The 20,657-nt window shown below is 59.3% G+C and carries 19 protein-coding genes; 6 read left to right on the top strand and 13 right to left on the bottom strand.

Features of this window, described 5'->3' with window-relative positions; translation table 11 throughout:
* Positions 1-99 precede the first annotated feature (99 nt).
* The gene (locus IEV54_RS05935) at positions 100-1,110 is read left to right on the top strand and encodes a zinc-binding alcohol dehydrogenase family protein (RefSeq protein WP_150276410.1); all 1,011 of its coding nucleotides are present in this window, start codon (positions 100-102) and stop codon (positions 1,108-1,110) included.
* A gap of 6 nt (positions 1,111-1,116) precedes the next feature.
* On the opposite strand, the gene dkgB is transcribed toward IEV54_RS05935, so the two are convergent.
* Complete coding sequence (gene dkgB, locus IEV54_RS05930; RefSeq protein ID WP_150276409.1) at positions 1,117-1,917, bottom strand: 2,5-didehydrogluconate reductase DkgB; 801 nt, start codon at positions 1,915-1,917, stop codon at positions 1,117-1,119.
* A 129-nt stretch (positions 1,918-2,046) separates the two neighbouring features.
* On the opposite strand from dkgB, the gene IEV54_RS05925 reads away from it, so the two are divergent.
* Entirely contained in the window at positions 2,047-3,084 is a 1,038-nt protein-coding gene (locus IEV54_RS05925) for an NAD(P)H-dependent flavin oxidoreductase (RefSeq protein ID WP_150276408.1), read from the top strand.
* 62 nt (positions 3,085-3,146) lie between these two features.
* Here IEV54_RS05925 and IEV54_RS05920 read toward each other — a convergent pair whose 3' ends face one another.
* From IEV54_RS05920 to IEV54_RS05865, 12 genes are all read right to left on the bottom strand, one after another.
* Entirely contained in the window at positions 3,147-4,277 is a 1,131-nt protein-coding gene (locus IEV54_RS05920) for a response regulator (RefSeq protein ID WP_150276407.1), read from the bottom strand.
* Between the two features lie 85 nt (positions 4,278-4,362).
* Positions 4,363-8,835, bottom strand: coding sequence for a PAS domain-containing protein (locus IEV54_RS05915; RefSeq protein WP_150276406.1), 4,473 nt, complete (start codon positions 8,833-8,835; stop codon positions 4,363-4,365).
* Between the two features lie 39 nt (positions 8,836-8,874).
* Complete coding sequence (locus tag IEV54_RS05910) at positions 8,875-9,648, bottom strand: SDR family NAD(P)-dependent oxidoreductase (RefSeq protein WP_150276405.1); 774 nt, start codon at positions 9,646-9,648, stop codon at positions 8,875-8,877.
* 102 nt (positions 9,649-9,750) lie between these two features.
* Positions 9,751-11,115 carry an ATP-binding protein gene (locus IEV54_RS05905; protein WP_150276404.1) on the bottom strand — a complete coding sequence of 455 codons (1,365 nt, stop codon included), beginning with the start codon at positions 11,113-11,115 and terminating at the stop codon, positions 9,751-9,753.
* Positions 11,112-11,774 (bottom strand): response regulator, encoded by a 663-nt coding sequence (locus IEV54_RS05900; RefSeq protein ID WP_150276403.1) that lies wholly within the window; start codon positions 11,772-11,774, stop codon positions 11,112-11,114. The genes IEV54_RS05905 and IEV54_RS05900 overlap by 4 nt, the downstream gene beginning before the upstream one ends.
* Before the next feature lie 5 nt (positions 11,775-11,779).
* Positions 11,780-12,403 carry a tetratricopeptide repeat protein gene (locus tag IEV54_RS05895; RefSeq protein ID WP_150276402.1) on the bottom strand — a complete coding sequence of 208 codons (624 nt, stop codon included), beginning with the start codon at positions 12,401-12,403 and terminating at the stop codon, positions 11,780-11,782.
* Positions 12,400-13,227 (bottom strand): SDR family oxidoreductase, encoded by an 828-nt coding sequence (locus IEV54_RS05890; RefSeq protein WP_150276401.1) that lies wholly within the window; start codon positions 13,225-13,227, stop codon positions 12,400-12,402. The genes IEV54_RS05895 and IEV54_RS05890 overlap by 4 nt, the downstream gene beginning before the upstream one ends.
* The gene (locus IEV54_RS05885) at positions 13,211-13,888 is read right to left on the bottom strand and encodes an iron-containing redox enzyme family protein (RefSeq protein WP_150276400.1); all 678 of its coding nucleotides are present in this window, start codon (positions 13,886-13,888) and stop codon (positions 13,211-13,213) included. Before IEV54_RS05885 ends, IEV54_RS05890 begins: the two co-directional genes overlap by 17 nt.
* Positions 13,875-15,362, bottom strand: coding sequence for an AMP-binding protein (locus IEV54_RS05880; RefSeq protein WP_150276399.1), 1,488 nt, complete (start codon positions 15,360-15,362; stop codon positions 13,875-13,877). The genes IEV54_RS05885 and IEV54_RS05880 overlap by 14 nt, the downstream gene beginning before the upstream one ends.
* Entirely contained in the window at positions 15,349-16,035 is a 687-nt protein-coding gene (locus IEV54_RS05875; RefSeq protein WP_188434338.1) for a thermostable hemolysin, read from the bottom strand. The genes IEV54_RS05880 and IEV54_RS05875 overlap by 14 nt, the downstream gene beginning before the upstream one ends.
* A gap of 53 nt (positions 16,036-16,088) precedes the next feature.
* Positions 16,089-16,742 carry a lipopolysaccharide kinase InaA family protein gene (locus IEV54_RS05870; protein ID WP_150276398.1) on the bottom strand — a complete coding sequence of 218 codons (654 nt, stop codon included), beginning with the start codon at positions 16,740-16,742 and terminating at the stop codon, positions 16,089-16,091.
* Positions 16,739-17,437 carry a class I SAM-dependent methyltransferase gene (locus tag IEV54_RS05865; protein WP_150276397.1) on the bottom strand — a complete coding sequence of 233 codons (699 nt, stop codon included), beginning with the start codon at positions 17,435-17,437 and terminating at the stop codon, positions 16,739-16,741. Before IEV54_RS05865 ends, IEV54_RS05870 begins: the two co-directional genes overlap by 4 nt.
* A gap of 164 nt (positions 17,438-17,601) precedes the next feature.
* Between IEV54_RS05865 and IEV54_RS05860 the strand changes: the two genes are divergently transcribed.
* The 4 genes from IEV54_RS05860 to IEV54_RS05845 are packed head-to-tail and all read left to right on the top strand — an operon-like array spanning position 17,602 to position 20,523.
* Positions 17,602-17,928, top strand: a complete 327-nt coding sequence (locus tag IEV54_RS05860; protein WP_150276396.1) for an ArsR/SmtB family transcription factor — start codon at positions 17,602-17,604, stop codon at positions 17,926-17,928.
* On the top strand, positions 17,925-18,359 hold the full coding sequence (locus tag IEV54_RS05855; RefSeq protein ID WP_150276395.1) for a YeeE/YedE family protein: 435 nt from the start codon (positions 17,925-17,927) through the stop codon (positions 18,357-18,359). Before IEV54_RS05860 ends, IEV54_RS05855 begins: the two co-directional genes overlap by 4 nt.
* 2 nt (positions 18,360-18,361) lie before the next feature.
* Entirely contained in the window at positions 18,362-18,781 is a 420-nt protein-coding gene (locus tag IEV54_RS05850) for a YeeE/YedE family protein (RefSeq protein WP_150276394.1), read from the top strand.
* Positions 18,778-20,523: a SulP family inorganic anion transporter gene (locus tag IEV54_RS05845; RefSeq protein ID WP_150276393.1), complete on the top strand. Its 1,746-nt coding sequence runs from the start codon at positions 18,778-18,780 to the stop codon at positions 20,521-20,523. The genes IEV54_RS05850 and IEV54_RS05845 overlap by 4 nt, the downstream gene beginning before the upstream one ends.
* The last annotated feature ends 134 nt before the right edge of the window (positions 20,524-20,657 follow it).

Below are 20,657 nucleotides of genomic sequence, written 5' to 3'. Positions count from 1 at the left end.
GCGGGCGAATCCTGCAACAGCCTGCGACCTATATCGGCTTTCGCGCCGGCTTCACAGGGGTCAGAATGCTCCACGTTGATTCAATCGAGGAGCCAGAATATGAAAGCTGTGGGATATCAGGAAGCCGGTGCCGTGAGCCGGTCAGATGCACTGGTGGATATCGAACTGCCGCGCCCCGAGCCCGGCCCGCGTGATCTGTTGGTCAAGGTCGCAGCGATTTCGGTCAACCCGGTAGACGCGAAGATCCGCAGTAGCCGAGCGCCACTGACGGGCAAATTTGATGTCTTGGGTTGGGATGCGGTGGGCACGGTCGAATCGGCAGGCGCTGAGGTGTCCGGCTTCAAGGTGGGTGACCGGGTGTTCTACGCTGGCGCTATCGACCGCCCCGGCACCAACGCAGAGTACCACCTGGTCGATGAGCGCATCGTCGGCCGTGCGCCTGCGAGCCTCAGCGATGCCGAGGCGGCGGCCCTGCCCCTGACAGCCATTACCGCCTGGGAGTTGCTGTTTGACCGGTTTGGTGTGAGCGAGGGCGGCGGGGCGGGCCAAACCTTGCTGGTGATCGGCGGCGCCGGTGGTGTGGGTTCCATTCTGGTGCAGCTGGCCCGGCAACTGACTGAACTGACCGTGGTGGCCACCGCTTCCCGGCCCGAAAGCGCGCGCTGGATCAGCGACCTGGGCGCCCAGCATGTGATCAACCACCACGAGCCGATGCTGGCTCAGCTGCAGGGCAAGGGCATCGAACAGGTGGAGCTGGTTGCTTCGTTGACCCACACGGTCGAGCATTACGAAGAAATCGTGGAATGCCTGGCGCCGCAGGGCAAGCTGGGGCTGATCGACGACTTCGAGAGTCTCGATGTACTCAAACTCAAGCCCAAGAGCCTGTCGCTGCATTGGGAGTTCATGTTCGCCCGCAGCCTGCACCAGACCCCGGACATGAACGAACAGAGTCGCTTGCTCAACCGCGTGGCCGACCTGATTGACCAGGGCACCCTGAAGACCACCCTGGGCGAACACTTCGGCCGCATCAACGCAGCCAACCTGCTCAAGGCCCACCGCCTGCTGGAAAGCCATCAGTCACGCGGCAAGATCGTGCTGGAAGGCTTCTGAGTTGCCTTAGTCCCACTGTGGCGCAAAGTCGGGGTCAGCAATCCGTTCATTGCGCTCCAGTGCCGCAATAGCCGCCATATCGTCCTGGCTGAGCTGCAGATCGGCCGCCCGCAGGTTGTCCTGCTGGTGTCCGCGTTTGGTGGAAGAGGGAATAACCACATAGCCCAGTTGCATCAGCCAGGCGAGCGTCACCTGCGCGGGCGTGACTCCATGCGCCTGCCCAATGGCCTGTAATACCGGATCCTTCATCACTGCGCCTACTGCCAGCGGCATGTATGCGGTGAGCTGAATGCCATGCTCGCGGGCGAATTCGGCTATTTTCCGATTGTGCAGAAAGGGGTGAATCTCCACCTGATTGGTGGCGATATTCTCGGCCCCCACCAGGTCAATGGCCTTGCCCAGATGCTCGATGGTGAAATTGGACACGCCGATCTTTTTGGTGAGCCCCTGCTCTCGTGCTTCCAGCAGCATCGGCAGATATTCTTCCATTGGCACCTTGTCATCTGGCGAGGGCCAGTGGATCAGCGTCATATCCACCTGCTTGAGACCGAGCTTGTTCAAGCTTTCTTCCAGGCTGGGAATCAGCTTGCGTGGTGCCAGATTGGATATCCAGATCTTGGTGGTAATAAACAGCTCATCCCGGGGTATGCCGTTATCAGCGATTGCCTTACCTACCTGCGCTTCGTTCTCATAGATCTGCGCCGTATCTATATGCCGGTATCCAAGTTGCAACGCCTGGCTGACAGAGTCGATGACCTCCTGCCCTTTCAGACGGTAGGTACCCAATCCGATCGTGGGAATGCCCATGCACTTTGCTCCTGATTGTTGGTGAGTTCGCTGCCTACACCTTAGACCACGACGAGGTCGCCGTGGTAGTGAGCTCGGTGAGGCGTTAATCTGTGAAGCCGCTCACCATCACTATATGAGGACTCACCAATGACCCTTCAGGCTCTACTTGGAACTCGCTTGCCGATCATCCAGGCACCCATGGCCGGAGTGCAGAACAGCAATCTGGCGCTGGCTGTATGCCGCGCCGGCGGGTTGGGGTCAGTGCCTGCGGCGATGCTCGGGCCGGATGCCCTGCGGGCCGAATTGCAGACGATGGTCGAGCACAGCGTGGGTCCCTGGAATGTGAATTTCTTCTGCCATACCCCGCCGAGGCCCGAGGAGGATCGCGAGCTGGAGTGGCGCGCTGCGCTGGCGCCTTATTATCAGGAGTGGGGATTAGACATTACTGATGTCCCGGCTGGTGGCGGACGTAGACCCTTTGATACCGGTACGCTGGAGATCCTTCGCGAGTTCAAGCCCCCGGTTGTCAGTTTCCACTTCGGCCTGCCGGCCCCCGAGCTGATGGCGGAGCTCAAGAGCTGGGGTACGGTCATTCTCTCGTCCGCTACGACTGTGGAAGAAGCCCGCTGGCTCGAGGCTCGCGGAGTCGATGCAGTGATTGCCCAGGGCCTGGAAGCTGGCGGCCACCGGGGTATGTTTCTGAGCGATGACATCACTACACAGTTGGGGATCTTCGCCCTGCTACCCCAGGTTATCGCAGCGATTGATGTGCCGGTTATCGCCGCTGGTGGCATTGCCGATGCCGCAGGTATCCGCGCCGTCATGGCGCTGGGCGCGGCTGGCGTGCAGATCGGTACGGCCTTTCTGTTATGCCCCGAGGCTACGACCAGTGAAGTTCATCGTGACGCGCTGATCAGCAAAGCAGTCGAGCACACAGCCTTGACCAATGTATTTTCCGGCCGGCCGGCAAGGGGCATCGTCAACCGGGTGATACGCGAATTGGGGCCGATTAGTCCTTCGGCGCCAGCCTTTCCCCTGGCTGGCGCCGCGATAATGCCGTTGCGCAAGGCCGCTGAGGCATGTGGCAATGGTGACTTTTCGCCGCTGTGGTCAGGCCAGAACGCCAGCGGCTGCCAGGCCATATCCGCCGAAGAGCTGACCCGTAAACTGGGCGGGGCCGACTGATATCAAGTGAGCAGTTTCGCAAGAGTCGGCTCCAGCTAACGAGTCAGAGAAGGTGGACGCGTTTACCCTTTGGATAGGCCTACCCATTTCCGCAACCGTGCCAATTCAATCGGGTCATCGTCCAGCTCGGTTTCCAATGCAGCAATACGCATTATGACGAGGTCTTTGCGCAGACTGTTTTGGGGCAACTTGAACACGGCACCGATCAATTCCCGGGTGATGAAAGGTAGCTTCAGACCCACCTTGATGCGATTGCCGAACTCAGGCGCGAACTTCAGCATCAAGCGATCGACATCCAGGGGATCGAACTGTTGTCCGTAGTCGACAAAATTCTGTATTGCACAGAGCGTCGCCATTTCCCCCAGAAGGCATAAACTGACTGCCGACCTCACTGGCTCGGACGCGATGGATTGATGATGTGCCAGTCGTGTCAGAGCTTTTGCCAGAGCGGCCTGCTGTTTCATCAACTGAAGAGCTTTTTCAAGCAGTAAGGGATCACGCAGTACCGGCCCCGTGCGTGCAAGCTGAATCGCCAACTCGATGCTACTGACTAACCCCAACTGGTCAATGGCCTGCTCGACGCTGATGCAGTTGAAGGTACCTTCTCCCCCCTGATCAAGGTTTGCCTGATGCATCAACCCTGCCAGCAGTATCGGTTGCTGGCGCGCAAGGCGAACCATCTCATGCCGGCTGCAGGTGCGTTCCAGGTTGAGCACCCGGGACTGAGCGACCTGCGCGCTCCAGGGAATAAACAGTTTTTGTTGCAGCTGTTGGGTCAGGAAGTCCTGCAAGTCACTCACGCCGTCCACGCCGGCAGCGCATTCAATCGCCCCCTGGTTGACCAGTTCGCGCAATCGTTCAAACAGACTTTCCACCTTGAAAGGCTTGGCTATAAAACTGGTGATACCAGCCCGGCGAGCGGCAATGACGGTTGCCCGGTCAATCTGTGAGGTAATAAGCACCCTGTGGCTATTCGGGTTTCTCCGTCGGCAGGCTTCTATCACTTCCAGCCCGCTGCCATCGGGTAGATTCAGATCACAAATCAACAGATCCTGGGGGTTGGCTTTTATCTCGTTGAGCGCATTGCCAACTGTACCCACCAGGCTCAGTTCGGCCCCGCTGGTGAGGCTTTCCAGCACCTGTCTGAGCAATTCAGCTATCCATTGATCATCCTCGACGATCAGTATCTTCATCTATTCGACTCGCTGTACATGTTCGACCTATAACCGAATTTCGTCTCTGCTCTGCGCTACAGCCCTCCCCTGGCATTCCTTGGTTTCAGCCTACCTGATCTGATGCGGACTTGGCATCCAGCAATATCCAGAAGCTCGAGCCCTTCCCCGGAGATGACTCAAAGCCGACCTCGGCGGCCATGTGTGACGCCAGTTCACGGCAGATGGCGAGACCCAGACCGGTGCCGCCCCGCTGACGGGTGTCCGTGGCATCTGCCTGGGAGAACTTGGTAAACAGTTGCTCATGGAAGGCTTCAGGGATGCCGATTCCCTTATCAGTCACCCGTATACGCACCTTGCTCTGTGCATAGTGGGCTTCAAGCAAAACGGATTGGCCCGGGTAGGAGAACTTGATCGCGTTGGACAGGTAATTGTTCAGTATTTGCCCCATGCGCTGGCCATCGACTGTCACCTCTACGGCATCAACATGTCCTAGCTCCAGTTGTACCTGGAATTGCGCCGCATAGCCGGCGTTGCCCTGGATGGCTGTCAACAAAAGCGGCGCAAGCGCCTGGGGCTGAAGATCAAAATGCATTTTTCCAGCTTCGAGCTTTTCCATATTCAGCAGATCGTTGATCAGATTGTTCAGCGACTGGCTGTTTTTCTGCGCAATCTGCAGCATCTCGCGCATCCCGGTGGGCACTGGCCCCAGCACATTGTTGGTAATCAGCGTAAGCGCACCTGAAATAGCGGTTAATGGTGTGCGCAGTTCATGGCTCACAGTGGATACGAATTGATTCTTCAGCTGATCTATCCGGCGCTGCTCGGTAGCGTCCCAGATAAAACCACTCAGCCACAACAGTTCGTTCTGTGCATTGTATTCGCCACGGCCCTTCTCCCTGACCCAGACCTCGTGGCCCAGGGCATGAACAACCCGGTAGGTCGCTTCAAAAGCTTCCTGGCGCTGAATACGCTCAGCGGTAGCATAGGTTAGATGCAGATCCTCGGGATGCACAATACTGGCAAAGCTACGTACCCGGTTATCAACAAAATCTGAAGCCGGATAGCCGGTAATGGTCTGAATCTCGTCACTCATATACGACATCGTCCAGTCCAGGTCATTGTTGCAGCGGTACACTGCGCCGGGCAGGTTGCTGACCATGCTGCGGAAGCGTGATTCGCTTTTTTGCAGCGCGCGGGTGGCCTGAATCAGGTCGGTGATATCGGTAGCGATCCCGAGGAAGCCGGTCAGCTCGTTGTTTTCCTCGCGAATGCCGGTAACCGTCAGATTGACCAGACGATGGCCGCCGTCCTTGTGCACGTAAGTCCAGTGCAGGGTTTCGCCACCACCGTCACGAACATTGCTGGTGAATACCTCGAAGCCAGTGACATCAATGCCCTTTTCCTGACTGAGCTTCTGACTACGCCGTTCTATTTCGCTGGCCAGGTGGAATACCGCCGGAGTGGTTTTGTCGACGATGTCCTCTGCCTTGTAACCGAGTAGCTTTTCGGCCCCGCTGTTGAACAGGGTGATGGTGCCCTGCAGGTCGGTGGTGATGACCGCAACCTCGGTAGAGGCATCAATGACTGCCCGCAGGAAAGCCCTGGCCTGGCTGATTTTCTGATCCCGATCCATCTCTGCGCTGATGTCCGCATGGGTACCGCTCATCCACAGGGGCTGACCCTCAGGGGTACGGCTGATCAGTTGGCCGCGATCGTGTACCCATACCCAGTGACCGTCCTTGTGGCGCATGCGGCATTTGCAGTCGTAGTAGTCCGCCTCACCGGAAAAGTGCTGCTTCAACTTGCGCTCGGATTCTGCCAGGTCATCCGGATGGGTCAGACGGCCCCAGGTATCAATGTTGATGGGGGCCAGTTCATCGAGCGTGTAGCCGATAATATTGGCCCAGCGTTCATTAAACAGAGTTTCTCCCGTGCTCACGTTCCATTCCCAGGTACCAATGTTGGTGCCCCGAATAATGCTTTCCAGGCGCGTTCTTTCGTGCTCCAGGGTCAGTTCAATCTGCTTGCGGGCAGTAATATCGCCGATGTAGCCGTGCCAGATGGTATCGCCGTTTTCCAGTCGTTCCGGCACGGCGCTGCCAGCTGCCCAAATTTCCCCCAATACAGGATGGTTGACCCGGTATTCACTGCGCCAGATCGACAGGTGCTTGGCAGAGTCGGCAATACTCTCAAGTATCTGCGGCTGGTCCTCCGGGTGGATAGCCTGCACGGCTGCATCGGCATCCATTCGGACCTGCTCGGGGGTGACCCCATAAAGATCGATGATGCCCTGGCTACTGTACGGGAACCAGGTCTCTCCCTCACTGTTGAGTTGATATTGGTAGACTACGCCGGGTAACTGCTCGGTGAGGCGGTTGAAACGTTCAAGCAGCTGTTCGCGCTCACGATTGGCGGCGTCCTGACTCAGAGCGGAATTCACCCAACGGCTCATCAGCCGGATAAACTCCAGGTCGGTATCGGCGAACGGCTGTTGCCGTGGCTCCTCGGAGGTGAAGTTGAGCGTCCCGTAACGCTCACCGTCGACTATCAAAGGCACACCCAGATAGCTCTCAAGACCAAACAGGTTGTAGCAGGGATGGCCGCTGAATCGTGACTGACCCATGAACTCGATGGCCAGCACATCGGCCTGTTGTAGTGTCAGGGCGCAATAGGTAGTTCCAAGCGTGAAATACTGACCGATGGCAATATTATTATCGGGGCTATACTGGGCCACTACCCGGTAATCATCATCAGTGATGGAACTGATAATACCCACATTCATTCGCAGGTACTGGCAGCCCAGCTCCAGGGCCTTGTTCAGGCGGGTCTCCAGGCGCAGGTTGGACAGAGCTGCAATCTCGTTCAAGGCGCGTAGCGCCTGGCGCTGCAGCTCGATGCGCAGGGTGGAAGCCCGTTCTTCTTCATCCCTGCGCAGAGCGTGTATCAGTTGGCCGAGTGAATTGAGCAGAGGCGTTAGATAGGCCAGTTGCTCAAGGTTGTATCCACCCTCCCGGTTAGCCAGCCCGATCATGCCCACCATCCGATCGCCGAATAAGATAGGCAGTCCGGCAAAACTCTCCAGGGCCGGGTGGCCCGGTGGCAAGCCACCGCGATTAGGGTCATTCACAGGATCATTACTTATGTATGCAGCGCCACTTTGCAGTACCTGGCCAAACAGGGTGTCCAGGCGCGTAAAGCGCAAGCCGGTGGCCTGATGCTCCTCATAAAATGCACGGCTTTGATCGTCCCAGGCGATATTGCTGATGGCATAGGTCTGCAGAAAGGGCTTGCCGTCCCCGTTGCGCAATAGCTGGCCTACGAAACCAAAGCGGCTTCCGGTCAGATCAAGTATCTGGGCGAGTAATTGATCAAAGCTATCATTCAGGTTGCTGGCCTTGATATAGGCAGACTGGGTTTGCGAAACAATGTTCAGTAGATGCGCGGTCTGCTCGCGCTCCTTTATCTCTTGCTTGAGACGACCCTGGTGGTCATGCTCGCGCCGCCGGACACTTTCACGGGTGGCCAGCAAGAGACTGCCGAGTAACAGCATGGCGGCGATAAAGGCAGTCAGCCAGGTGAGTAAAGCCCGACTTTTTTCTGTCAGGTGTTGCTGCCAGAGTGGATTTATATCGCGCCAGACCAGAACCAGCGCCGAGGGATTACCCTGGCCATCCAGACGCGACTGAAAGTCTTCCAGGGGGATGCTCGTGAGTAGATGGTAGCGGCCATTGAGCGCCAACTCGGCACTGCCGTCCTGCTCCAGGGCCTTTGCAACCGAGTCGCTGGAGAGCCAATCCATTGCTTCAGTACGTGACGACTGATTCAGCCACCAGGGGCTGCCCTTCAGTTCGACCAGGCCAGCCTCGTCATGGTCGAGCACGACATCTTCCAGCAAGTGCCGGTTGAGTAGGAGCGCCAGGCTGGCCTGCAACTCTTCATCCAGCAATTGCAATTCCGGCAGCATGCCAAAGCCAACCTCCAGGCTGGCGATGACTTCTGCGTCGGGACCGGCTCTGTTTTTAATGGGCACAATGCCGCGCATGCCTGAGCCGTGGCGGCCGGTTTCCATGCCGCTCAGTGCCTGCCCCTGGGCTTGCACCAGCTCTATCATGGGGCGTATGCCCTCCAGGCTATCACCCCAATGGTCGGGTTGGTGCATACGCAGCAAGCTGACCGCACCTGGTGCTAGATGCACGTGCAGTTGATTGGCACCTGCCTCCTCGAGTATCCGCCAGAAGCCGGAGAGGTCGTTACGCAGTTGGGCACGCAGAAGATGCAACACAGGGTCGTCGAGACCGTTGCGCTCTTTGAGCAAGGCAATGCGACGTATCAGCCGCAAGGTATCGGGGTCTTCCGTCAGACTGTTGGCCGCCATAAGGGCCTGGCGTCGCACAGCCTGTTGCGACTGTTCAACGGCCATGCGCTGTATCTCGGACTGGGCATGTAATTGTTGCTGCCACAGTGAGTCACGTTGATTGCGGTCTGACCAGGCCAGAAAGGAAAAAAACAGAGCGAGCAGAATGACCCCGGTCACCAGCAAGGGACGCTCGTTGCGGCGTAAATCAATCCGGAGCATTGGCCTGTGAGTCCTCTTGGAGCCCTGTTGGTTATCTATTCACAGACTATTGCACAGATGGCCGCCATCCACATTGATAACGGTACCGGTCATGAACGAGCCCGCCTCACTGGCCAACAATAACAAGGGCCCGCTTAGCTCCTCGAGCAGGCCCAGGCGACGCATGGGTACTTTCTGCTTGATATATTCCTGACCTTTTTCCGACTCGAAATAATCGTTGTTCATCTCGGTACGGAAATAGCCGGGGGCGATCGCGTTGACCCGAATATTGTCGCGAGCCAGCTCAATGGCCATGGCCTTGGTCAGTTGCACCACACCGGCCTTGGCGACCGCGTAGTGGCTCAGGCCCTGACCTACGCGCAGGCCAAGAATCGAAGCGATATTGACGATGTTACCGCCCCGGCCGGACTCTGCCATGGCTACTGCAGCCCGGTGGGCGACACGCCAGGCGCCGTCGAGATTGGTGTCGAGCATGCTGCGCCAGTTGCCTTCGGTCATTTTCAGAAAGGGCACACCTTCACCAATGCCGGCATTGTTGATCAGTACATCCACACCGCCAAACTGCTGCTCGGCCTGGCGGAAGCCGGCATCGATGCTGTCGGAATCGGTTACATCCATGGTCACTGCCAGGGCTGCAAAACCCTGGGCCTGCAGATCCTGCACCAACTTGTCCAGGCGTTCAGCGCGGCGGGCGGCTACCACAACACGCGCACCTGCGGCGGCCAGCACACGGGCGAAGTGTTCCCCAAGCCCGCTGGAAGCGCCTGTAATCAGTGCGGTTTTACCGGTCATGTCAAAGCGTTGTTCGGTCATATTCTGAGTCCCCTGCGAGTCGTGTTTGGCGCAGTATCGACCATGCGAGGCTCAGGCTCCAGCAGGTTATGCAGGGGTGATAATCCGCCATCAACAGGCGCATTAAAGAGGCAGACGAATATTTACGCGCAGGCCTCCCAGGCTGCTGTCATCGAGCTCTATTGTGCCGTGGTGACGCTCCACTACCCGTTGCACAATGGACAGGCCCAATCCGGCGCCTGGATGATTGCTGCCAGTATAGAAGCGCTCGAGCAATCGACTCCGCTCGACTATTGGCACAGGCTCACCGCTGTTCTCGATGCTCAGCAATAGACGATGCGTCGACACCTGCTCCCGTTGCAGATGCAGCCGGATAGTACCGTGATCCGGGCAATGCTGAATGGCATTGCCGAGCAGATTCTGCAACAACATGCCCAGGCTGCCAGGCTCCATTTTCAGGGTCTCGGGAAGCTTCGGGTCGATGTCGAATTGCAGATCCTGATGCCGTTTTAACGTCAGGGGTAGAAGCTGTGCCAGCTCGGCGCGGCATGCCTGCTTCAAGTTGACTGGCTGGCGTTGCAGTTGCTGCTCGTCCGTTAGGCGAGCGAGTGTCAGCATCTGACTGACCAGGCGCGTGGCGCGCTCGGTTGCATTGAGCAGATGGCCAAGAGCGGCGTCGCGCTCGGCCGGGTCGCTGGCCGCCCGTGCATTTTCAGCATGGATCTGCAGTATCGCCAGGGGCGTTCGAAGCTCATGGGCCGCATCGGCGATAAAACGCTGTTCTCGGGCCAGGAGCTGCCCCAACTGATCAAGCATGCGGTTGAGCGCTGCCTGCATGGGCTCAAGCTCGGTGGGTAGATCGCTGATCAGCATCGGTTGCAGGCTGTCGGGATCACGTTGACGTATCTGCCTGGCCATACGCTCCAGTGGCTTGAGGCCGGAGCCTATTGCCAACCAGACCAGCAGTAGCATCAGGGGAATGCCGATCAGGTCGGGAATCAGGGTGGAACGCACAATCTTGCCCACCAGCTCGCCGCGCACATCGGCGCGCTCCCCGACCCAGATGGCCAACTGCTGCTCGGGATCCACCAGTACATAGCGTCGCCACTGGTCTTCCCCTTCGCCAAGACTGGCAAAGCCGGGTTGCCAGGTATCCTTGCCGATGGTTGGCACATTGAAGGAGCGGGCAATAATCTGGCCATCAGCATCGCGCACCTGATAGGCCAGTTTGCTTTCGTAGCGATGCCCCAGGGTAGGCTGCTGCCCCGCGGATTCGTTTAGCGCCGCAGCCAACTGCTGGTGATCTATCTGCGCCTGGGGCAGGCGTAGCAGACCCTGCAGCACCCTAGCACTTTGACCGAGCTGGGCGTCGAACAGCTCCTCGATTTCATGGGTCGCATCCCCGTAGCTGATTGCACTGAGGATCAACGAGCCAATCAACAGCAAACCGAGTACCCGCAGCAAGATGCGCTGGCGTATGGATTTCATACCTGGCGCTCAATCATGTAACCGACCCCGCGCAGCGTACGGATCAGCTCCGGGAAGAGTTTGCGACGCAAATGATGGATATGGACTTCCAGCGTGTTGCTGTCCACGTCCTCGTTCCAGCCGTTGAGTACCTGCTCCAGTCGGTCGCGGGTCAGCACCCGGTCAGGTTGGGCGATCAATTCGTGCAAGAGTACAAATTCCTTGCGTGACAGACTCACTATTTTCCCGTCCAGTGTTACCTGCTGGTTCTGCGGGTCAAGGATAACGCCGCGCAGGCTGATCAGCGGCTCCGCACGGCCATTGCTGCGCCTGAGCAGAGCGCGCAGGCGCGCCTTGAGCTCCGCGCTGTCGAATGGTTTTGTCAGGTAATCATCGGCTCCTGCATCCAGTCCAGCTATGCGGTCACTGACGCCGTCGCGTGCGGTAAGGATCAGTACCGGCACCGCATGATGGCGGTCGCGCAATGCCTTGAGCACCTGCAGGCCGTCCATGCGCGGTAGACCCAGGTCGAGGATGGCCAGGTCAAAGGGTTCGCTGCTCAGGGCGTGCAGCGCGCTGGCACCATCCTGTAACCAGTCAAGCGTGTAGCCCTCGGCTTTGAGCGCAGTGATTATGCCTTCGCCGAGGGATTTGTCGTCTTCAACCAGCAACAGTCGCATGGGCGTTACTCGAGTGTATTGAGGAGTGCGCGAATCTCCTGTTGCCGACCCTGGTCTGCAAGCTCGCGCCCGGGTCTGGGCGGTGCCGCCTGGGCTTTGAGAAGGGCTATTCGAGCCTCAGCATAGCGCTTTTGGTCTATCAGGTAATCCGCCCAGAAATAGTTGCTGTCGATACCCTCGGGATTGAGCGCCAGGGCTTTCTGCAGCAGCTCGCCGGCCTTGTCGTCGTCGCCAAATCCGATCGGCCAGCCGGGCACTTGATAGTAGAGCACGCCCAGGCTGGTGTAGGCAGACCCCTGTAAGGCCTCAGGCTCCAGACTCAAGGCCTGCTCCAGCTCCGCCTTTGCCTCCTTGGCCTTGCCCAGTGCGCCCAGCCCACCCTCGGCTCCGGCCCAGCTGCTGAGAATAATGCCCTGCCAGATATGTGCCTGAGCGCTCTCGGGGTTGGCGCGGGTCAATTGCCGTGCCTGCTCGGCCAGTAGCGAATAGGCCTTGGGCTGCTCCTTGGCAGGCGTCTGGTAATGGATCTGTGCCCAACGCTCCTGTAGCGGTGTGATGTCCGCCGCCTGGGCGGCCAAGGCCAGACCCCAGAAAGACGCCGTCAGGGCCAGCTGTCTGATGATGTTCATGGTCTTTGCTCCAATGCTGTGGATGGGGCGATGTCGGGTTCGGTACCGGCGTAATGTTGAATGGTCGGCAACTGGCGGCGTAAAGCCTTGTCCAGCAGCGAAGGCAGCAGGCTGTTGAGACGCACAAACAGGCGCTCCGGCCAGCCGAGATGCACTTCGCGCAGGTCCTGCTGCAGTGCTCGAATCAGTTGGGCTGCGACCTGCTCGGGGCTGTCCATGGTGACCTGCAAAGCGTTGTTCATTGCATTCACCCGGGTACTGTTCATTTCTGTACGGGTTGCCCGGGGAGCCAGATACAGCACCCCTACTCGCGTGTCCGCGAGCTCGCGGCGCAGGGCCTGAGAAAAACCGCGCAGGGCAAACTTGCTGGCACAGTAGGTGCTGAAGCCGGCATAGCCGATCGAGCCAAAGGTCGACCCGATATTGACCACACAGGCCTGCGGCGCAGATTTCATCAGAGGCAGCAGCGCGCGGGTCAACTGCAGGTTGGCGGTCAGGTTGGTGTCGATCAGATCGGCTATCGCCGCATCGTCCATGGATTCAAACAGCCCGAAGTGATTCACCCCTGCCGCGTTTACAAGCAGGTTGAAACCGGACAGTTTGCGCGCGGCTGCAACCACTCTTGCGCGGTCATCGGCTTGCCGCAAGTCGGCCTGCACGCAGGAAACACGAGAGCCGAATTCGCGCTCCATGGCCTGGAGTGCCTGCGTCTGGCGCCCGACCAGCAACACCTGCGCCCCGGCCTGGCATAATGCGGCGACCATGGCCTGACCCATGCCACCGGTGGCGCCGGTCAGTACCACAACGCTATCGCGCAAGCGCATGGGGCACCTCCAGCGAGCCGGGCAGGCTACGGAACATATCGGCGTATAGCCGGTAAATGACCCGGGCAGTATGCATAACGGCTTGCTGGTCTTCCGGATCATCCAGCTGGTTGACCAGCTGTTCAAAGAACTTCATGTGCTCCTGATCCAGTGCGCCATGGGACGTCAGGTAGCTGAATGCCTTGTCTGGCAGCCCCAGCCCCTTTTTCAGGCTGCCCGCGGCCTGCGTGGCGAGGGCGATGCTCGTGCCCTCGAGCACAAAGACCATGCCGAGCATCGATACCGGGTTGAGCCGGTTGATTCGGTCATACATGGTGCTGACCATCAATTCGGTTGCCAGGGCCGGTTGGCCATGACGCACCGCTTCGGAATCGGCGCCACAGGCGCGCAGGTCGTTGAGAATCCATTCCTGATGCCCCAGCTCTTCCTCGATATATTCGGCCATGGCGTTGCGAATCCATTCCTGCCTGGCGCTCAGCCTTGCCCCACACGCCATGAGCAGCGGCACGGTATGACTGACGTGATGAAAGGCTTCCGTCAGAAAGGCAATGTAGCTATGACGCTGCACCTGCCCTGCCAGTGCCGCCTCAATCAGCGGCGAGGCAAACAGGTATTCACGCTCGGCTTGCGTGCACTGGTGTAAACGATCAAAAAAACGCATGGGCTAACTCCTGGGGTAGCAGGCCCTGAAGAGCCTGACGGTAATGCTGGAAAATGGCAGCACGGCGGAGCCGACCATTGCTGGTCAGGAGGCCGTCGGTGCTGGTGAATGGCTGGGCGATGACCAGCCAGTGATGGACCCGTGCGTAGCCGGGCAGCCCGGCATTGGCCAGGGCCACGGCTTCTGCGATCTGGACGCTGGTGACCTGTTCATGGCGCGGTACGATCAGGGCGAGATTGCAAGGCAAGGCTTCGCCATGCACAAAGGCCTGGGCGATGGCCGGTTCAGCAGTCAACTCGGCCTCGACCCATTCCGGATTGACGTTGCGACCGAAGGCAGTGATGAACTGGTTCTTCTTGCGCCCGAGGATGGTCAGGTACCCTTCGTCCATGTGCCCGATGTCTCCGGTAGGCCATGGCCCGGGAGCGCGTATGGCGCTACCCAGATACCCAAGCGGACAGTTGCCATGCACCAGAATTTCGCCATCTTCGGCAATGCTGATCTGCACATGGGGCAGAGCCTGCCCCACGGTCCCCGCGCGGTGCCGAGTCGGTCGGTTAAGACAGACCACCGAAGCGCACTCGGACAGGCCGTAGCCCTCGTAGACTGGCCACTGCAACTGCGCGGCCCGTTCGAGCAGGGCAGGCGCTACGCGGCCACCGCCAACGGCGATAAATCGTAAGCTGTCCGGCGCTAGCAAGCCGGCATCGGCCGCCTGCAGGAGCCCCTGCAGCAGTTGCGGAACCAGTATCAGCGTATGGGGCCGGGCCTGATGTAACGCCTGCATGAGGAGCTGAATATCCAGCATGTTATTGCTCACGCCAGTGTGTTCGGGCAGATGAATACAGGCGCCCGCCAACAGCGCAGCGTAGACACCGATGTTGTCCAGGAGCACACCCAGAGGCAGAAGCACCAGGTGGCGTTCGGGCCTGACCTCGGAGCAGGCTGTCTGCAGGCTTGACGCGACTGTCATCAGGGCCTCCGCCGCCAGGCACACGCCTTTTGGCTGGCCGGTGGTGCCGGAGGTAAAAGTGATCTTGCAGGTATTTTCGGGAAGCGCGACTGCTGCGGCTTCCTGCTTCTCGGGCATCAGGCGTTGCCAGCCCAGACTCGTCCGGCTGAAGCCCCGCGGCGTTATATTTACGTCACCCGGCAACTCGCCGATAACGGCATCCACGGTGGCGCTGTCGAGTAGATGGCAAACCTGCTCGGCACTGAAAAACGGCGGCACGGGTATGCAGACAAGATTGCTGCGCAGCAAAGCCAGATCCCATAGCAGCCAGTCGCTACCGTTCGCCATGGACAGGGCAACCCTGCGGCAACCGCTGGCTTCGAGCGCCCTGCTTCTGGCGTTTATGGCTGCGGGCAGTTGACCGTAGGTGCATTGGTCCTGGTCACCGGCAAGGGCAACCTGGTCCTGCCTGTTCTCGGCATGCTTGGCCAGCGTCAGCCAGAAATTCTCAAGCGCTGACATGGGAGGCCTCCCGCTGGTGTGCGTACAACGGGCGGTAACCCAGTCGCCGGAAAACGCCGCGCTGCTCAAGCTGAACCAGACCCTCGGGAATGTACCCTGCCATCACCCGCGGCCGGGTTGCGTAATAACTTCCCCACTCCGCTTGCCGGTCGCCGAGGCGTTCCGGCTTGGCCTCACCCAGGTCAATGGGGCTGAGGGCAAGGCGCTGAAAACTGTTTAACAGCATGGCAGTGCCGGTGAAAACCACCCAGGTGTAACCCTGGGCGGCCAGGTAATGGGTCAGGGCGATAATCAGCACCCGCGCTGCGCCCGGTGCCAGGGCAGCCAGGTTGCCCACTTCCACCATGTGCTCGCGTTGTGTGGGCATGCCACTGCGAATGCGGATCTGGGTGCAGGCAGGCATGTCGAGATACTGCTCCAGAAAAAGCGCGCTGGTAGTGGCCGGTCGCAAGCCGACGACGGCCTGCAATGTCCCCCTGTGTCGGATACCCAGCAGTTGCGGCATGTACTGCCTCACACAGGCCCCGTAAGTGTCGGCAAAGCGTTGGTATACAAAGGCTTCCAGCTCAGTGCGCTGCAGGCCGGTGGCGGGCTGATCGGTGTTCAGTTCCAGAACGTATTGACTGTCGAATGTAGCCAGCGGTGACGGTGTGTTGGTAAGCGGGTTTGACATGGGCTTCTCTCCAGTGATGGAGAGAAGCTTGCCCGGTGAAACTTAAGATTCGCTTAAGCGGTGAAAGACTGTTGATGGGCCTGCAGCATTTTTTCCCAGTCCCCGGCATCAAGCAGGGACTGATGGCGCTGCAACTGATTCAGATCGTGCTGGGCGCTCTTTTTTGCTGCGGGTCTCCAGCGCATCTTTTCCAGGTCGATCAGTGCGATCTGCCAGGCTTCTGCGCTCTGTCGTACGAAAATATGCTTGGCGTACAGACAGCCATGCTGCAGATGGTGTCTGTGCATATGGCCCAGACACCGGCCCAGGTTCAGGGCCAGCTGCTCCCGTTGCGGCCCGGCTTCGAGATGTAATTGGTCGAGGGCGACAAAGCCGTCGAGCGCCTCCACTACCAGTACGGCTGCAGCACCTTCTCTGGCAAAGTAGACCGGCGCAGGACAATGAATGCCGAGTTTTTGCAGGGTAAGCAAATTCCGGTATTCACGGCACAGGGTCGGCCATCCGAGGGGGTGTAGCCATTCCCGGCAGAAGTGCTGATGCTGGCGCTTAAGATAGACCGCCCGATTCTGCCACCGGCAGCGCAACACCCCGCTCCAGCCGCCGCGTCGGATATTGGGCGGCTCTACCCACTGACCGGGCGCCTCCCACCAAAAGGCGAAGGACTGCGTCTGGGTTATCGGCCACTTGTTCAGGGAGGAGGAGCTCATGGCAAGGGCTTGCTGCGATCAGCGCTGCGCAGTACGTAGACTCGCCACATCGCGTAGCCTGGAATGAAGTCCTTATGGCTCTGGATGGTGAAGCCCGCCTCGAGAAACAGTTTTTCTATCTCGTCGCGCCGGGCCACAAATCGGTTGGTGTTATTGCCGGGGCCTCTTGCTGCTCGCCTGGCTTCAGTGCGCCTACGGCGTTCTGCCTTGACATTGCCGTCTACCCAGAGCGAAATGATCAGGCTGTCGCGCGTCACCCTCCGGCATTCCTTCAACATCGCCAAGCGGTGATCATTCTGTTCGATATGATGCAGCAATCGCATGCAGAAGATGCTGTCTACGCTGTTATCAGGCAGGTCGATGGCGAACGCGGAGGTCTGCAACAGCTGGATGCGTGCCAGAGTAGCTGGCGAGTGCACCTGTTGGGCTACGTCCAGCATTGCCGCTGCATTGTCCGCGGCTATCAGGGAGCGGGTTTCGTTGGCCAGCAGCGTCGGCCAGAAACGACCGGCACCGCAGGGGAGATCCAGTACCTGTTGCGGTTGGCAGGCTTGCTCCAATGCCCAGCGTGCAATTTGCTGGTCACGCCAGTTGGACAGTTTACGGGCCAGGCCGCGGCGATGTTTCTGCCAGTAGTCCTGGGCATGTTGCTTGTCGTATTTGTCAGCGAAAGGTAACGAAATAGGGGTTTGCATGTCAGACTTCCCACGGAATAGAAGGCCTGATGCTCGCAGGTGTACCTTAAGAGAAACTTAAGGCGTCATCTAACGCGCCAACACCAGAATTACCAGGCTGGCAAACTTGAAACATTATATTTTTATATATATTGTGATCAGCTCAGCGCAAGACGGACGACCCAATGCAACACACCACCGAAACACCTGATCTGCAACGCATGCACGGTGCTGCTGACAAGGCCCAGGCCCTGCTCAAGGCACTAAGCAACCGTGACCGCTTGATGCTGCTCTGCCAATTGGTCGAGGGCGAGCGCAATGTAGGCCAATTGGAAGCAATTCTGGGTATCGTCCAGCCGACCCTGTCCCAGCAGCTTGGCGTCCTGCGCCGGGAAAACATGGTGGCAACGCGACGTGACGGCAAGCAGGTCTACTATCGTATTGCCAGTCCCGAAGCATTGGCGGTGATCACCACCTTGTATCAACTGTATTGCAGTGAGGAGGCCGAATGAGCATTGACTGGGTAAACTTCACCCCCTGGAGCGCTTTGCTCGGTGGTGTTCTGATTGGCTTGTCTGCCAGTATGCTGATTTTGCTCAATGGCAGAATCGCCGGTATCAGCGGATTGGTAGGTGGCCTGTTGGGGCCGCTGATGCCCGGCAGTGGCGAGCGGGCAGCCTTTGTGGCCGGGTTGCTGATCGCCCCTGTGCTGTACTGGGTTTTTGTGCACCGCCCGCAGATTCAGATTGAGGCGGGGCCGGTGGCCTTGGTGATTGCCGGGCTGCTGGTGGGATTCGGTTCGCGGCTGGGTTCGGGGTGTACCAGTGGACATGGCGTATGTGGCCTGGCCCGGTTATCCCCGCGTTCTCTGGTGGCAACGCTGTGCTTCATGGGTAGCGGGTTTGTTACCGTCTTCGTGCTTCGGCACCTGTGGGGGATCTGAACATGCGCATTCTGACCGCGTTACTGGCTGGCCTGGTATTCGGCCTGGGGCTGGTTATTTCGGGCATGGCCAATCCAGCGAAGGTGCTCGGATTTCTCGACCTGTTCGGTCAATGGGATCCCTCTCTGGCACTGGTCATGATCGGCGCGATTGGTGCGGCTTTTCTGCCTATGCAGTGGGTGCAGCGCTCGGGTCGCAGTCTGAGGGGCGAGCCAGTGACACTCCCCGGCAAGCAGAAAATTGACCCACGCCTGATCCTTGGCAGTCTGCTGTTCGGCGCAGGGTGGGGCGTTGCGGGTTTCTGTCCTGGGCCGGCCATTGTTGCAGTCGGCGCCGGGATGCCCCAGGCGTTGCTGTTCGTGCTGGCCATGTTGGCGGGCATGCTCGCGTTCCAGGTGTATGACCGCCGCGTGAGTGCATGAGCGATAATCCGCGGCTTCAGCCACCGGGTGATTCCGGCCTGCTGGGCTGGTTACGCCACTACCGTCTGGCCTGGCTCAGTGGCGATCTGACCGCTGGCCTGGTGGTCAGCGTGATGATCATTCCCCAGAGCATGGCCTACGCGATGCTCGCTGGTCTGCCCGTCCAGATTGGCCTCTATGCCAGCCTGCTGCCGCTTCTGGCCTATGCGCTGTTTGGCAGCAGCATGAGTCTCTCGGTGGGCCCTGTGGCGGTAACCGGGCTGATGACCGCGACCCTGCTGGCGCCCCTGGCGTCCATAGGCAGCGGTGCCTATCTGCAAATGGCGATATGGCTGGCGCTGCTGTCGGGTGTCATGTTGTTTGCAGTGGGTTTGTTACGTCTGGGCTTTCTGGCCAACTTTCTCAGCCATCCGGTGATCAGCGGGTTTATCAGTGGCGCGGCTATTCTTATTGCCATCAGCCAGTTGCCGCACCTGCTGGGTGTGCCCGCCCTGCCGTCCGGTCCGCAGCAACTGCTCGATAGCTGGACCCTGGCGAACTCCCTGGTGCTCGGGATTGGCCTCGTTTCCCTGGCGTGGCTGATGTATGCCCGCAGCATGCTGGCCAGGCACCTGCGCGGTCTGGGCCTGCCACCGGTAGCCGCGACCCTGCTTGCTCGTCTGGCCCCCATCGTCCTGGTGATTGCCGCGCTGCTGGTTACCGTGAGCGGTGATCTGGCCGCGCGGGGCGTGCCGGTAGTGGGCTTTCTGCCTGCGGGGCTGCCTGCCTTTTTCTGGGCTACGCCGGAGTTTTCAGATATACGAGCACTGCTGTTGCCCGCAGCGCTGATCAGCCTGGTCACCTTTGTCGAGAGTGTGGCAATCGCCCAGTCCCTGGCCCGGCGCAAGCGCCAGAGCATTGATGCTGATCGGGAGTTGCTGGCACTGGGCGCCGCCAACCTGGGTGCGGGCCTGACCGGCGGCTTTGCTGTCGCGGGTGGCTTTTCCCGTTCTGTGGTGAATATCGAGGCAGGGGCCAACACGCCGTTGGCAGGCGTCATTGCCATGACGATAATTGGCCTTATTCTGCTGACGATTGCCCCTTTGTTTGCGCATCTGCCCCTGGTGATACTGGCGGTTGTCATTCTTGTGGCCGTCACCCCGTTGATTGATGTGGCCAGTCTGCGACGGGCCTGGCGCTACGACCGTGCCGAGGGCCTGACCCTGTTCAGTACGGCCGCCGGGGTGCTGTTGCTGGGAATCGAGGGCGGCATCGCACTGGGAATCTGTCTGTCGATTGCCGCGCAGCTGTGGCGGGGTAGCCGGCCGCACATTGCGGTCGTCGGGCGTGTACCGGGCACCCAGGACTTTCGTAATACCAAGCGCCACCTGGTGGAAATAGAGCCCCATCTGCTGGCCCTGCGGATTGATGAAAACATCTTCTTTGCCAACACCAAGGCGATCGAGCACGCTCTTTATCGGGCCCTGCGTGATTATCCCGATACCCGCGAAGTGCTGCTTATTCTGTCCGCGGTGAACCACATCGACAGTACCGGGTTGGACATGCTCAGCGAACTCACCGAGGGTCTGGCCGAGAGAGACATTCATCTCCATCTGGCCGAGGTCAAAGGCCCGGTAATGGACCACCTGGGCGAGACGGACTGGATCAATGAACAGGTGGGTGAAGTGTTTCCCAGTACGCATATCGCGTTCAATACGCTGGGTAACCAGAAGCGTGCTGTCGCCGAGCCAGAGCAGGCCTGAGCTGCGCGGTAAATCAGCAGCGCCTGCGCGAGATTGCCGCCTATCGGTATCCTGCAGCCTGGCTGGTATAGTCTCCAGTCAACCGTCAGGCACCACAATCCAGGATCATTGTCTGGTGAAGAGGCTGGCAATCA

Origin of the sequence: Halopseudomonas salina, from assembly GCF_014637955.1 — a bacterium.
GTDB lineage: Bacteria > Pseudomonadota > Gammaproteobacteria > Pseudomonadales > Pseudomonadaceae > Halopseudomonas > Halopseudomonas salina.
Note: the sequence above shows the minus strand (reverse complement) of the source record. Positions and strands in the feature narration are given on the sequence as shown.

Coding starts and splice junctions, on each gene's coding strand:
- IEV54_RS05935 (WP_150276410.1), top strand. CDS start 100: ATGAAAGCTGTGGGATATCAGGAAGCCGGTGCCGTGAGCCGGTCAGAT.
- dkgB (WP_150276409.1), bottom strand. CDS start 1,917: ATGGGCATTCCCACGATCGGATTGGGTACCTACCGTCTGAAAGGGCAG.
- IEV54_RS05925 (WP_150276408.1), top strand. CDS start 2,047: ATGACCCTTCAGGCTCTACTTGGAACTCGCTTGCCGATCATCCAGGCA.
- IEV54_RS05920 (WP_150276407.1), bottom strand. CDS start 4,277: ATGAAGATACTGATCGTCGAGGATGATCAATGGATAGCTGAATTGCTC.
- IEV54_RS05915 (WP_150276406.1), bottom strand. CDS start 8,835: ATGCTCCGGATTGATTTACGCCGCAACGAGCGTCCCTTGCTGGTGACC.
- IEV54_RS05910 (WP_150276405.1), bottom strand. CDS start 9,648: ATGACCGAACAACGCTTTGACATGACCGGTAAAACCGCACTGATTACA.
- IEV54_RS05905 (WP_150276404.1), bottom strand. CDS start 11,115: ATGAAATCCATACGCCAGCGCATCTTGCTGCGGGTACTCGGTTTGCTG.
- IEV54_RS05900 (WP_150276403.1), bottom strand. CDS start 11,774: ATGCGACTGTTGCTGGTTGAAGACGACAAATCCCTCGGCGAAGGCATA.
- IEV54_RS05895 (WP_150276402.1), bottom strand. CDS start 12,403: ATGAACATCATCAGACAGCTGGCCCTGACGGCGTCTTTCTGGGGTCTG.
- IEV54_RS05890 (WP_150276401.1), bottom strand. CDS start 13,227: ATGCGCTTGCGCGATAGCGTTGTGGTACTGACCGGCGCCACCGGTGGC.
- IEV54_RS05885 (WP_150276400.1), bottom strand. CDS start 13,888: ATGCGTTTTTTTGATCGTTTACACCAGTGCACGCAAGCCGAGCGTGAA.
- IEV54_RS05880 (WP_150276399.1), bottom strand. CDS start 15,362: ATGTCAGCGCTTGAGAATTTCTGGCTGACGCTGGCCAAGCATGCCGAG.
- IEV54_RS05875 (WP_188434338.1), bottom strand. CDS start 16,035: ATGTCAAACCCGCTTACCAACACACCGTCACCGCTGGCTACATTCGAC.
- IEV54_RS05870 (WP_150276398.1), bottom strand. CDS start 16,742: ATGAGCTCCTCCTCCCTGAACAAGTGGCCGATAACCCAGACGCAGTCC.
- IEV54_RS05865 (WP_150276397.1), bottom strand. CDS start 17,437: ATGCAAACCCCTATTTCGTTACCTTTCGCTGACAAATACGACAAGCAA.
- IEV54_RS05860 (WP_150276396.1), top strand. CDS start 17,602: ATGCAACACACCACCGAAACACCTGATCTGCAACGCATGCACGGTGCT.
- IEV54_RS05855 (WP_150276395.1), top strand. CDS start 17,925: ATGAGCATTGACTGGGTAAACTTCACCCCCTGGAGCGCTTTGCTCGGT.
- IEV54_RS05850 (WP_150276394.1), top strand. CDS start 18,362: ATGCGCATTCTGACCGCGTTACTGGCTGGCCTGGTATTCGGCCTGGGG.
- IEV54_RS05845 (WP_150276393.1), top strand. CDS start 18,778: ATGAGCGATAATCCGCGGCTTCAGCCACCGGGTGATTCCGGCCTGCTG.